Annotated in this window: 7 protein-coding genes; all 7 read right to left on the reverse strand. The window is 46.1% G+C overall.

What is annotated here, in order from left to right:
* Positions 1 to 37: 37 nt before the first annotated feature.
* On the reverse strand, positions 38 to 1,267 hold the full coding sequence (locus tag RMZ42_RS24610) for a GAF domain-containing protein (protein WP_322673874.1): 1,230 nt from the start codon (positions 1,265 to 1,267) through the stop codon (positions 38 to 40).
* Positions 1,268 to 1,296: 29 nt separating this feature from the next.
* Complete coding sequence (locus tag RMZ42_RS24615) at positions 1,297 to 2,322, reverse strand: chemotaxis protein CheW (protein ID WP_322673875.1); 1,026 nt, start codon at positions 2,320 to 2,322, stop codon at positions 1,297 to 1,299.
* A gap of 336 nt (positions 2,323 to 2,658) precedes the next feature.
* Positions 2,659 to 5,820, reverse strand: coding sequence for a hybrid sensor histidine kinase/response regulator (locus tag RMZ42_RS24620; RefSeq protein WP_322673876.1), 3,162 nt, complete (start codon positions 5,818 to 5,820; stop codon positions 2,659 to 2,661).
* Between the two features lie 16 nt (positions 5,821 to 5,836).
* Positions 5,837 to 11,074, reverse strand: coding sequence for a GAF domain-containing protein (locus RMZ42_RS24625; protein WP_322673877.1), 5,238 nt, complete (start codon positions 11,072 to 11,074; stop codon positions 5,837 to 5,839).
* A 79-nt stretch (positions 11,075 to 11,153) separates the two neighbouring features.
* Positions 11,154 to 11,687, reverse strand: a complete 534-nt coding sequence (locus RMZ42_RS24630) for a chemotaxis protein CheW (RefSeq protein ID WP_322673878.1) — start codon at positions 11,685 to 11,687, stop codon at positions 11,154 to 11,156.
* A gap of 14 nt (positions 11,688 to 11,701) precedes the next feature.
* On the reverse strand, positions 11,702 to 12,064 hold the full coding sequence (locus tag RMZ42_RS24635; protein ID WP_322651336.1) for a response regulator transcription factor: 363 nt from the start codon (positions 12,062 to 12,064) through the stop codon (positions 11,702 to 11,704).
* A gap of 119 nt (positions 12,065 to 12,183) precedes the next feature.
* Positions 12,184 to 13,593, reverse strand: a complete 1,410-nt coding sequence (locus RMZ42_RS24640; protein WP_322673879.1) for a response regulator — start codon at positions 13,591 to 13,593, stop codon at positions 12,184 to 12,186.
* Positions 13,594 to 13,715: the final 122 nt, after the last annotated feature.

Genomic DNA, 13,715 nt, shown 5'->3' on the forward strand with positions numbered 1-13,715 from the left:
AACGTAACTCTCAGTTTCTATGGGGTTTGTGACAATTCTATGGTTTCGGCATTGATTTGAGGGTACAAGCAGCGATGTCAGCGATCGCTCTAAATTGCTCCTGGATTTGCGCGATTGATTCCAGCCCCGCACTGATTTGTCCATTGCACGGTTCAATAGCAGAAGCAACATCTACTGCTGTCACCTGTAGTTCCTGGAACCATTCCTCTACATTTAGGGTGCTTTCGCGGGCTTGATGGGCGAGAATTTCCACCTGTTCGGCAGCAGTTAGCAAACCTCGTTCTTGCTCGCTAGCTTTTGTTGCTTCGATGGCTGTATTCAAAGACAAAATCTGAATCTTGGTACTTAAGCTTTCCACAAGGCGAACAAAGCCAGAAGTTTGCTGACAGAATTCACCGAGGTATTGCAGCTGTTTATTTGTAAAAGCAACAGTATCTTGAATAGACATTAAATGCTCACTGGTCAGTTCGGCAATTCTTGCTCCTTCTTGTACGGTTTGGCTCACCTGCTGGAATGGCACTAGTAACTCAGACAGATCGAGGGATTCAAGCTGTTGAGCAGGTGGAGCTACTATTTCAGCCGAGTGCAAGTTAATTGTCAACATCATTCCTACTTGTTGCAGCAAACTGCGCTCTGATTCCTGCCATTGTCGGGGTGCAAGGCAATGATGAATAACTAAAAAACCCCAAGGCTGTTGTTTGACAATCAAGGGCAAGCACAGGCTAGCTTGCACCTGAAAGCGTTGCCAAAATTGCTGTTGGCGCCCAGTTAGTTCTAATAATTCAGTTGCGTCACTAACATCGGGTTTAGTAACAAACAAATTTATCGGTAGGGATTGGTTGAGCAGGGATGTCCAACCCGCTTGTGTAGCTTCAGCGATCGCTCGAGAGCGATTATCTTCTTCAAAACGATAAATCAAGACGCGATCGGCGTTGAGAACATCTTGAAGGGCCCTGACTGTAACCTCCAAAAGTGCAGTTTGGCCTTTTGCCTGCTGCATTTGCCGCTCGATGATCACAAGTTGTTCTCGCTGGAGTTGAAAAGCCCTTTGCACATTGTCATCATTGTCACTGGGCGAATCCTTAGCCAAAGCTTGGATAAAAGCTTCGATTTGACTTACCTTCTGCTGCAATTGAGCGACCTTTGGCCCCTTAGCAGATTGAAAGACTGCTTTGATTAGAGCCACATTAGCCAAAATTTCTTCTATCGGGATTTGATTTTCAACAGGCTGGGTTTCAAAATTAGGGTCTAAGGTTGCGATCGTCACGAAAAACTCCTTGGCAGCATCAAGTTAAATCAGTGGGTTTGCCATTGCAATGTCTGGGCGATCGCTCTGGTGTCTAAAATCCAGCGATCGCCTGGTAGAATACCTCGAACAAAATTTAGTAGTTTGTTTGGGGAAAAGTCGGTTGGTGCTGATTGTGCTTGCTGTAAATCCTGCCACTCTACATCGTAGACATGAGCCACCAAAAATCCGATTACCTGATTTTGCAGCTCGATAACCAGAACCATTGGCTTTTCTGGTCGTGAGTGCCGCTTTAAAAGCGGCGCATAACCAAGCAAATGTTCCAAGTCAACCAGCCGCAGCATCTGTCCTTGCCAATTATAGAAACCTAAAATCCAACTTGGTAAGGCCGGAGCTGGGGAAATTTCTTGGCTAGCGAGATGAATAATGTCCTGTAATGAGTGGAATGGTAGCAATCCACTGCCTTGATTTCCCAAGGAAAAACGCAGAAATCTTTGCCGTTGTTCGCCTGATGTCAGCCCAGGAGCCAATAGCTGGGTTGTTCCCGGCAACCCCAACTTATCAGCCAATATCTGGTTCATGCCTAGAAGAAGTACTTTAAGTGGTTCCTCGTTTGGTGTTACAGATAAAACAGCCATGTGGCTCACACAGCTTAACTCTGCCACTTGCCGATAAGACCAAGGCACAGGACGCACAACTTCCAAAGGAATATCGATTAAGGCAGGGGGCTTGTCCACAGGAATGCCACAAATTTCCCCAGTCCGCGTTTGAGTCAGAAGTAAAAAGCGCCCTGAAGTGTCAACCGCAGAGAGAACTTGATGCGCCTGTTGGTCTTGTACTTGCGGAATTAACTTCTGGCGCAAGTCCACAATCGTAATAGTTTGCGCTCCCAAATCGACCATCCCGATCCCACTTTCAACCGTACTGCTAATAGGAGGACAAGCAATCACCTTGAGAACTGCACCAACTGGCAGGGCAAATAAATAGTCTGCGATCGTAAAAACAACGACTCGTAATGAGTCGTTTTCGGTCACAGCGCCTGATAATCGCTTAAACGGAAAGGGAGTGTTAAGCATAGCAAGTGGTTGGGGGTGAAGGAGGCAGGGGGCAGGGGGCAGGGGTTAACTCGGTAGATGGCGATAGCTGCTTGCAGGGGGTGAAGGAGGCAGGGGGCAGGGGGTAGGAGGAATACTGCTCTCTGTCTTCTGCCTTTCTTGCTAAGGGATATGAACCGAATGGCACGCTTGATAACGGCAAACCCATTATATATAAGGCTTTTGGGTGTGGGGTGTGGCTGAGTGGGTGTAGTAAGTCAGAAATTTATTTGTATCCCCACTCATATTTACTTTTCTTGATTTTTCCCTACACCCAACACCCTACCCCCAACACCCTGCCCAGACGAGCTTTCAGCTTTACAAGCGTGCCATTCGGATATGAACCAGTTCGGCGATCGCGGCCAAGAAGTTCTGTTCGGAATAGGGTTTGGTCAAGTAAGCTTTCGCCCCTAGAGCTAAAGCTAATTGGCGGTGCTTTTGTCCGCTACGGGTAGTCAGCATCACTACAGGAATCCCTGATAAACGCTCGTCTTGGCGATGGTGTTCTAAAAACTCAAATCCATTCATCCGCGGCATTTCAATGTCACAAATCACTAGATCGACATCACCGTGTTGCAGCACTTGCGCGATCGCCTCTCGACCATCACCTGCTTGCAACACTTGATAATCGGCTTTCTGGAGCGTCTGCACCAAACTTTGCCTTTGTACAACTGAATCTTCCACTACTAACACCGTCAGTTGGTTAGGTTGAGCAACGGCTGTATTGACTTCAATAGGCTGTTGCTGCGGTTGCGTTATCGTTAGCTGGGATTGTTGACCCTCTAGAGCCAGAACAGGTTCAGGCGCGGGTAATAGTTTAGTTGCAATTGATGTCGGGGAAGTCGGCATTATATCTGTCTCCCAGGTTTGACGAACTAACTCCAACGGGTCAACGGTTAAGGTGAGGCTACCATTTCCCAACACGCTGTAGCCTTGGATGTAACTAGGTAAAGTCAGGACTCTGCCGAGGGATTTAATTACTAATTCCTGCTCGACTAAAATCTGATCGACTTGCAAACACAGATATTGCTGCTCTGTTTGCAACAGTAGCAGAGGTTCTACGGTGTTGCGTTGTTTGACTGGAAAAGGACTGAGGGTTAAATTGTGGTCTTGGGTGGATAAAGGATATTTGTAATCCAGCAAATTGGCAAGCGGGCGGATGGGAACTAGTTGCTGATTTTGCCCTTCTCCCCACTGCCAGAATTTTTGGCTGCCTTGCCCGTGTAAAGATTGCTGCACTTGAATCTGGTCTGGCTGCGGTAATAAAACCTGGCTAATTCCTTCAGACAGCAAGGCATAAGTAATACCTTGAGATTGACACACGAGCAAGCGTGCCGTTGTCAAGCTCAGAGGCAATTGCAGGATAAAGGTGGTTCCCTGCCCTGAAAGCGATCGCACTACAATCGAACCTTGTAAAGCTTGCAATTGAGTGCGAACGACATCTAAGCCGATACCACGCCCAGATAACTCACCAATCTGGTTAGCGGTAGAAAAGCCTGGTTCAAATAATAACTCTGCTAGTTGGTCTTCGGAGGCGTAGGCGGCTTGTTCGGGAGTCAGCAGGTGTTTTTCTATACCTCGCTGACGAATGGATTCCCAGTTTAAGCCTCGACCATCATCCCGTACCTCAATAGTAGTGCGGTTGCCTTGATGATAAGCTTGAATTGTAATTGTTCCGGTTTCTGGTTTACCCTGCTGACGGCGGGTTTCTATCGGTTCAATGCCGTGATCGAAGGCATTACGAATCATGTGCAGCAAAGGATCGTACAACTGCTCAGAAATGGCTTTATCCACCAGTACCTTCGTACCGCCAAGCTTGAGTTCAACAGGCTTATGATAAGTTGCTACCATCTGTTGCAGGAGGCGGGGTAATCGATTCAACACTGTTCCCAGTGGAACCATTCTGGCTTGCAGCAAATCTTCCTGCGCTCCTGAAAGCAGTTGCTTGCGCTTTCCAAGACTGAAGCGAGATTGCTGAACTAAGGTATTAAAAGCCTCAATCCGTTCTCCTAATTGCACCATATCTTCTGTCAGATTTTGCAGGAGAATGTGCAACTCGCTATAGGTATCCATTTCTAAGGTATCAAATTTAGATTGTGCTTCGGCAGTTGGAGAAGCAGGGAGAACTGAGCCTAGAGATGCATGTATATGTCGCTGCTTGCGTTCGGGAAGCAGCAGATGTCGATCCGACCAAGTAGAAACTTTACTAAGTTGTTGTTGGCAGTACAAAAACTGTACTAGAGTATCTTGAGCTGCTTTGTGGATGTGGTTAGATTGTAGGTTTTGTTGGTTTTCGTTGATTAGTAATTCCCCAATCGTGTGGCTGAGGCGATCGAGCTGTTCTATTGCGACTCGGATACTGGGAAGTGATGCCGATGACTGAGCTTGGAGGCTTGGTGCTGGTGGTGGAGAGGCTGGCCGATCTGAGTCTGAATATCGGCAGGATGTCTGTGGATCTCCGATCCAGATTGACTGTAAAATCCGATCTATGGCAGAGGGGACTACTACCGAATCCTGAGAAATTGGTTCTAGTACCTCTGGCGCTTTCGGTACGGAGTTATCAGTCCGCTTCGGGAAAAACGACCAAATTGATTCCGCTTCGTTCGCACTGAGGAGAGGAGATGGCTGATTCTCAGTTGTAGTCGTTTGTGTTGGTTGAGCAGCGATGAAAACTGACTGCCCTTGCGGTTCTGGGACAGGAATAGTTAACCCTGCCCATTCTCGCAATTGTGGAGATATTTCTCCCCCTTGAGTGCGATCGCCTGCGAGTACTGCTGCTTGAGCTGCTTTAAAATTTTCTAAAGCCACCTGAGCGATTTGCAGTACTTTGTCTGGATACGCTTTGAGCGCGTTTAGGGTCGCCTGGGCAATTTCTTCCAATCCAGATAAGCCATAAGATGCTGCTAATTCGACAAAAAATTCTGCTTGGGAGTTGAGTGTTGTTTGAATTTGTTGCGGATCTTGGCTTTGGATGTCAGTTTCCAGCTGTTGCAAATCCTGGAGTACGCTCCCGGAAAAGATTGACTCTACCACATCAAAGCCAAGTTCTTCCGAACTGGGAAGCGGAGCCTCACGACCAAAAAAGTCGCCTAGTTTATGTTGGAGTTGGGCGAAGATGGAAGCAGTTCGATCGAGTATTTCTGCCTCATTGCAGGATAAGCCCATCAAGGCTGCACTTAATGGAGTTCGCAGGCACTCATAAGCATCTAGAAGCAAAGCACCCAATTCTGGATCGATTTCCAGTTCTGGAGCATATAACGCTTGGAATACATCTTCCAAATGATGGGCAATTGTCTGAATAGTTTCTTGCCCAACACTGGCAGCACTCCCTTTGATAGTATGGGCGCTTCGCATCAAGGCATGAACTTTTTCTATTGTTTTTTCATCAAGTAGACCGATCAGATTCTGCTCAATGGTTTGCAATAACTCTGCCGCTTCCGCAAGAAAAGCCTGCTCTTGATTACTGGGATCGGGGTTCATAACACATTTTGCGAGATTAATCAACTTTGAACTGGCTAACGCTGGTTTCCAGTTGTTGTGAAGTCATCCGTAGTTCCTCAAAAGACTCAGAAATGTGCATTGCACTTTGTGAAGTCTTGCGGGCGATCGCCGAAACATCCATCATCGCTTCTGTCAATATCTGAGATTGCTGACTTTGAGTGGAAACTGCTTGGTTAATTCCTTGTACTAGTCCACCAATTTCGTTGGTAGCTGCGACGATCGCACTCAGGGAATGACGAGTCTCATCGATCAATTTCGAGCCTTGGACAACTTGGGTAATCCCTACTTCCATTGCTTGGGTAACTTCGTTGGTTCCACTTTGAATTTCTTGGACGAGTCGCTCAATTTCTGTGGTGGCACTAGCTGACTGATAAGCCAGGGAACGAACTTCATCTGCAACCACCGCAAAGCCTTTGCCATACTCTCCGGCACGGGTAGCCTCGATCGCCGCATTGAGTGCCAGCAAATTAGTTTGAGTGGCAAAATTTTCAATCAAACTTACTACTTTCGAGATTTTCTGAGAAGCTTCACCAAGGCGTTTAATCTTCTTCGCTGTTTCGGAGACGGTTTCCCGAATCTCCAAAATGCCATCTACGGTTCTTTCCATCAGGGAATCGCCAGCTTGGACGGTGTTATTAGCTCTTTGAACAGCCTGTCCTACTCTTTGGGCATCAGTAGCAACTACCTGGGTGGAAGTTACCATCATTTGTAATTGTTCTAGAGCATTTTCGAGGCGTTCTGCTTGCTGTTGAGCTTGGTCAGATAGTTTAACTACTGAGATAGTGTTATTGCTGGAAGTTTCACTCACTCTGCCAGCAGCAATCTGCACTTGTCGCACTAAATCTCGCAAACTTTGGATCGTCGTGTTGTAACCATCGGCGATCGTTCCAATTTCATCTTCAGATAGGGGAGCGCGAACGGTGAGATCGCCTCTGAAGGATGGTTCCAAAGCCATGAGAACGCGTATTGCTCCTTGTTGCAGTTTTTCCCGTGCGGTGCGATCGCGCTCTGCTGCTTCTGCTAGTTGCTGCTCTTGAGTACGCACCTGTTTGAGGTACTCTGCAAGATTGAGGGCAATACCAATCTGGACGCTGGCTTGGTTGAGAACATCCTCCTCTGATTGCTCCCACTGGCGCGGGGCGCTATTTTGATAAACTCCCATCAGCCCCCATAGCCGATCTTCTTGAAAAATCGGAGCAATCATGTAGGCTTTAGTTCCCCACATTTCTAATAATTGGATGTGGCATTCGTCATGACCGACAGTATATATATTGTCAACCCGCAAACTTTCTTTACGGGCATAACGCCCGCCTTTGTTGTACTGGAGATAGGTATCTCTAACTCTGGCAAGGCTAGTTCCCACCAACTTAGGCCAATCCCCAGTCACAGACTCAACTACAAATTCTCCAGACCAATCAGGCTCAAAACGGTAAACTCCAACTCGATCTACTTTTAGTAGCTGACGAAGTTCGTGGGTGGCAAACTGGACAAATTCCAGAACATCACTATGACTTTGAGCCATCTCTGTTAACCGACTAGGCAAGCGATAGGAAAATCGGGCGTTTGCTACTTCCCGTTCTGCCAGTTTGATCAGTTCCTCGTTCTTGTTTAAGGTTTGCTGTAAGTATTGCGATTGCTGGACGGCTACCCCAAACTGCGTGCCGATTTTCGCTACCAAGTTGATTTCATTATCTTGCCATTGCCGCGGCCCGTCATTCTGATATGCTCCTAACAAACCCCAGAGCTTGTTGCCGGCAATAATCGGGGTGATGATATAAGCTCTCATCTGGAATTGCTCGAGAATTTTTATGTGGCACTGGGCATGGCCAGAAGTGTAAATGTCATTGATAACAAACGTCTCGTTGTGGCGATAGCGTCCACCTTGGGTTTGTTGGAGGTGTTCGTCTTCCCAGACAGTCCTGATATCGGGGCCAACCAAAGCCACCCATTCCCGACTTACGGATTCGGCAATAAATTCTCCACCCCAATCTGGATTGAAGCGATACACTGCAAGACGATCGCATTCCAAATGCGATCGCAATTCTGGTAAGGCGTTGCGGAAAATCGTATCTAGCTCTTGAACTTGGCGGATTTTTTCTGACAGCCGTGTTAGCGCTCGTTCCCCTTCTGCTGTTCTGGCTAACTCTGCATTCTTCTTCTTGAGCTGTTCGATATACTTAACCTGTTGCAAGCCTATACCCATTTGCACTGCTACTTTTCGCAACAGTTGCACATCCTTGGATTTCCACTGCCGAGGGCCAGTATTTTGGTATGCTCCTAAAAAGCCCCAGAGTTTGTTTTCAATAAAGATCGGAGCGATTGTGTAAGCCTTAGCCTGGATTTTTTCTAATATCTCTAGGTAGCACTGAACGTGACCGACAGCGTAGATATCATTGACAACAAAGGTTTCATGATTGCGATAGCGTCCGCCCTGAGTTTCTTGTAAGTGCTCGTCCATCCACATCGTTTTGATGTCGGAACTAGCCAAAGACAGCCATTGATCTTTTACGGATTCGGCAATAAATTCCACACTCCAGTCGGGATGAAAGCGGAATACTGCTAGGCGATCGCACTGTAGTTGTTTGCGTAAACTTGGCAGCACATTCAGGAAAATTGTATCTGCTTCTTGAGCTTGGCGAATTTTTTCCACCATCCCTGTCAGCACCTGTTCCTCTTCTGCTGCCCGTGCCAACTCTGCATTCTTCGTTTTCAGTTCTCCGATGTACTCGGCTTGCTGCACGCTTAACCCCAACTGAATGCCCAATTTGGTCAGCAATCGCACCTCTTCGGAATTCCACTGGCGCGGGCCGCTATTTTGATATGCTCCTAACAAACCCCAAAGTTTGTTTCCAGCAAAAATGGGGGCAATGGTGTAGGCTTTAGCCTGGAACTGCTCTAACAGATCGATGTGGCACTGGGCATGACCAACAGTATAGATGTCATTGACGGCAAAAGTTTCATTGTTGCGATAGCGCCCGCCTTGGGTTTGCTGTAGGTGTTCGTCTTCACATACGGTTTTGATATCGGGGCCAACCAGAGGCACCCAGTCAGTTCCTACAGATTCAGCAATAAATTCACCACTCCAGTCAGAGTTGAAGCGATATATTGCTAGGCGATCGCATTTGAACAACTGCCGCAATTCTGCCAAGGTAGTGCGGTAAATTGTTTCTGGGTGGTGGGAATGAAGCATTCTATCCGTCATTCGGGCGATCGCATTTTCTACTTCAGCTACTTGGGTCATTTCTAGATTTTTTAACCGTAGCTGTTCGATATATTCAGCTTGCTGGAGAGCAATGCTCAACGATTCGCCGATCTGCAACAAAGCACCGGTCTCTTCATCAGTCCATTTGCGGACATCAGAATTTTGATAGGCTGCTAACAAACCCCAGAGATTACCAGCGCGGAAAATGGGAACAATGATATACGCTTTGGCTTGGAACTTCTCTAATGCTTCTAAGTAGCAAGGTGAAAAACCAGCAGCATAAATATCGTTGACTTTGCGGAAGCGCTTTTCTTTGGCGTAAGTTCCACCCTGCGTTTCCTTAAGATAGGTATCTGCATCAGGTTTAACAGGGGAGCCATAATCCTTAACATGGCAACGCTCTGAAGATACCATACCTGTTTTTAAAATGCTTTCTTGTTCCTGAATATCCAACAGGGACGACCAACCAGCAGCCACAGATTCAGCGATAACTTCTCCACTCCAGTCTGGATGAAATTGATAAACGACAACGCGATCGCATTTTAAAAATCGCCGCAACTCTTGGGTTGTAGTGCGGAAAAGGGTGCGAAGATCCGTTGCTTGCCCAATCTTTTCAATGATGCCGAAAACAGTACGTTCTCGTTCAACAAGTTTGGCTGACTCCTCAGAGCGGTGATAAAGTTGTTGCTGATATTGCACCTGTTGAATCGCAATACTAGATAGAGATGCAACCTGCACCATTAGTCGAACTTCACTATCTTTCCACTGACGAGGCTGAGAATTTTGATAGGCAGCCAGTAAGCCCCACAACTTTTCTCCCTGGAAGATAGCAACAATAATGTATCCTTTGGCTTGATAGGTTTCTAAAACTTTGATATAGCAGTCAGAAAAACCACCGCTGTAGATATCATTAGTGACTCGATATATCTGTCCGCGATGGAAAGTTTTGCCTTGGGTGTGCTGAATGTAGCTATCTGCACTGTGCGATCGCCCTGTTGTCCCAGCTAATCCCCCTTCCTCTGCAAGGTTCCTAACACTACAATAGTTAACGTTCTTGGCAATTGCTGGATTATTTCGCTGTTCTTCTAACAGAGAAACCCACTCAGATCCCACAGATTCAGCAATAAATTCCCCAGTCCAGTCAGGATTGAAACGATATATTGCTACGCGATCGCATTTTAGTGACTGTCGTACTTCTTGGGTGGCAATGCGAAAGATGGTATCCACATCTTTGGACTGGAGAATTTTATTCGCTACATCAGTCAGGATTTGGTCTTTTTCCACTTCTTGTTGCAACGTAGCCTGAATCACGGCAACTTGCAGTTGCGCTTCTAATTCCTGCGCGAGCAATTTTAGCGACCTAATTTCAGCATTCTGCCACTGGCGAGGAGCAGTGCATTGCTGCACTACCAACAAGCCCCAAACCCCATCTTTTGTTAAGATTGGCAAGCTCAAACAAGCTCTGACCTGAAACCGCTCCATAAGCTGCTTTTGGTAAGGGGACAAGCTTGCAGTGTAGGTATCGGCGATCGCGACTAATTTTTCTTGTTGATAAACCTTGCCAGAACCTAACCCAAAAGTGACGGCGGGCAGTTTTTCCTTCAGCATTGGGGTAAAGCCATCCCTCATCGCCTCCGCAGCAACTATCCCCAGTGTCGGATTCGTAAACTCATACACCACCACGCGATCGGCTTGCAGTGCGCTTTGTACCTCCATGACAGCAGTAGCAAGCAAGGTATCTAGATCGGAAAATTGGCGGATTCTGCTGGCGATCGCCTGTAATTGCTCTACCTCGAATCCATCTCCTCCGTCTTGATATGGCAAAACACTTACCAATTCTTTTAATTTGCGGATTCTGTCTCGCAATGGCCCTGTTTCCACCCAATCAGCTTGATCCAGTTCAGTTCGCAATTCTTCTAGAGTAGAAGAGATTTGCTGTTTTGCTCTTAGATCGACGGTATGCCCGTTATCGGTGTCCTTATAACCGTTGCCGGAATTTGAGTGTGGTTGGCTAGGTGTATGCATTACCATAATCTTTCTTGCTATGAAGGTTGTTAAAGTAAGTTAATCAGGCAGAGGGTAGGAGACAGAAGGCAGGAAGCTCTGAACTTTAAAGAGACTGAAGGGCTTGAATCACAACATGGGTGTCAATTAACATCAAAGGGCTACCTTGAGAATCCACAAAGTAACCCTGCAAGAACGAGCCTAGTCGGGCAGGTAACATCGATGCCGAAACCGCTAACCGCTCTTGGGGGTCATAAACTTCAATGCTATTGACTTGCTCCACCAACAGCCCGACGGTTTGATTCTGGACTTGAACGAGCATCGCCATGCCAGAGCTACGCACACTTTCTCGCCGACACCAGTGTGTTGCTCCCAACAAACTTGCTAAATCAAGAATCCAGATAGCTTCTCCCCGCCAATTCATGATGCCTAACAAGAATTCTGCTACCTGGGGTACTGGCAAAATCTCGGTGAGTGCAACCTGAATTACTCCCCGCAAATCAGCTAGTGGGAGTAAACCATTCACCTTTCCATTCAACGGAAATCTTAAAAACCTCTGGTTGTTTCCTTGGGGAGAGTTTTCAAGTCGAAATTGGCTATTAATAGGTAGCGCTCTAAAGCTATCATTGCCCTGTACCATTGCCCCAGTTTCCTTTAGCGAATAAATTTATTAACAGTCTGGAGCAAGGTATTTTCATCTACAGGTTTGACTAAATAGCCATCAGCACCACTCATATTGCCCCAAGTTCTATCAACATCTGTGTTTTTAGTTGAGCAAATCACTACCGGGATTGCTTTTGTTGTCGGATCGGCTTTCAACTTGCGGCAGAACTCAAATCCACTTTGGCCTGGCAAAATCAAATCCAGTAGAATCAAGTCAGGTTTTTGTTGTTTCAACCGCAGTTGAGCCTCTTCACCACTGCGAACTTCATAAACTGAATATCCTCCTTGCTCCAGGTAACGTGTCATCTTTTCGGATTCTGTGAGGCTATCTTCAACTAAAAGAACTTTTTTCATTTTTATTTCCTAGCTATTTAATTCAGATTTTGAAAAATGATTGCGACAAATGAATTAACATCCAAAATCTGTTTTGAAAATGGGTGTAGAGGAGCTACTGGCATGATTGTCGCTTCAATCTAAACGTTTAAATACTTGTGAAGCACATTGAGTACTTTGTCTGCTTCTACGGGTTTACCCAAAAAGTCAGTTGCCCCTACTAATTTTGCTCGCATCCGATCTACTATTCCATCCTTCCCCGTTAAGATGACAACCGGCACATCTTTAAGACTTGGAGTTTTACGGATTTGAGAACAAATTTCATAACCATTCACTTTTGGCATCAAAAGATCCAAAAAAATGAAGTCGGGCTTGCTTTTAATTAGCTTTAAAACTGCCGTCAAAGAGTCTTGAATGCCAATAAAGCGATAATTTTGATGGGTAAGAATTTCCTCCAAACTGCGACAGATTGTCGGACTATCATCCACACAGGCTACTAAAGGTCTGGAGACATCAATAATTGCTTTGCTAGCTGCTGGGGGAGCAACTTGTATAACAGTATTCTCTTCTGTCTTCAGTGAAGAATTGGAATGATTAACTGCACTCGATGGAGTGACAATTTGTTTGCTAGTCGCGGGGGGTGCAACTTGTATAACAGTGTTCTCTTCTGTCTTCAGTGAAGAATTGGGATTATTAACTGCACTCGACGGCGTGACAATTTGTTTGCTAGTCGCTGGGGGAGCAACTTGTATAACAGTGTTCTCTTCTGTCTTCAATGAAGAATTAGGATTATTAACTGCACTGGAGGGCTTGCCAGTTTCTTGACTAATCCCAACCTTCCTGGGGCTTGGGGTGGGTGAAAAAGCGATCGCCCCTGTTTTTACCAATGGCATCAAGAACCGAGACAAAACTAAGGCATCCCGACCGCTTTTTTGCCCTAAACCTCGTAAAGTTTTTGTGCCATCAACTAGAGAAATAATCTGTTTAGAGGATGCTTGTCCTTGGAGTAGTTCAAGTTGTTGAATAACAGGATATAAATTAGGCGAGTAACTTGCCAATCCTGCATCTCGCCATTCTTGCCAGACTTGTGTAGCCTGTTTTAATACTTCCTCAGTTGGTAGTACAGCTAGGAGAAACCCAGGAACTGCACCAACAACGGTAGTAGGTGACAACTGCCCTGCTGGATTGTTGCCATTTCTTTTGGCTTCAACGTACTGGATTATATCAAACAGGACTTCAGCTATTAAGCTTGTAATCAGGCTAACAAGTTGTTGTTGTTCGATTAATTTTTGTTCTCGCAATTTACTAAGAATGCAATACTCGCGATAACTTTCCTGGGGAGAGACAAGCCCCTCCAACTTTGCCACATCTAGATTAGGACAGTATTGCGACAAGTGCCGTCGCCATCGCTCATCGGCATTAGAACCGCCAGCCTGCCAAATTAATCGTCCTAAACGAAAATATAGCGTCCAAGTCGGCCCGTCCCTGGCTTCAAGATTCAGCCTGCCTGTGAATAATTTAGTTTGAAGTTGCTCGATCAATTGATTCACAATGGATCGCACCTCCTTGTATATCTTGAATTTTGCATTTACATTAGAATTCCTCAAACAATCCAGCTTACTAACCTCATCGTGCGATCGCCAATAGCACAGTTCCACAGTTCAAAACCTCG

It is taken from the genome of Nostoc sp. DedQUE05, assembly GCF_034530955.1.
Taxonomy (GTDB): domain Bacteria; phylum Cyanobacteriota; class Cyanobacteriia; order Cyanobacteriales; family Nostocaceae; genus Nostoc.

Coding starts and splice junctions, on each gene's coding strand:
- RMZ42_RS24615 (WP_322673875.1), bottom strand. CDS start 2,322: ATGCTTAACACTCCCTTTCCGTTTAAGCGATTATCAGGCGCTGTGACC.
- RMZ42_RS24620 (WP_322673876.1), bottom strand. CDS start 5,820: ATGAACCCCGATCCCAGTAATCAAGAGCAGGCTTTTCTTGCGGAAGCG.
- RMZ42_RS24625 (WP_322673877.1), bottom strand. CDS start 11,074: ATGGTAATGCATACACCTAGCCAACCACACTCAAATTCCGGCAACGGT.
- RMZ42_RS24630 (WP_322673878.1), bottom strand. CDS start 11,687: ATGGTACAGGGCAATGATAGCTTTAGAGCGCTACCTATTAATAGCCAA.
- RMZ42_RS24635 (WP_322651336.1), bottom strand. CDS start 12,064: ATGAAAAAAGTTCTTTTAGTTGAAGATAGCCTCACAGAATCCGAAAAG.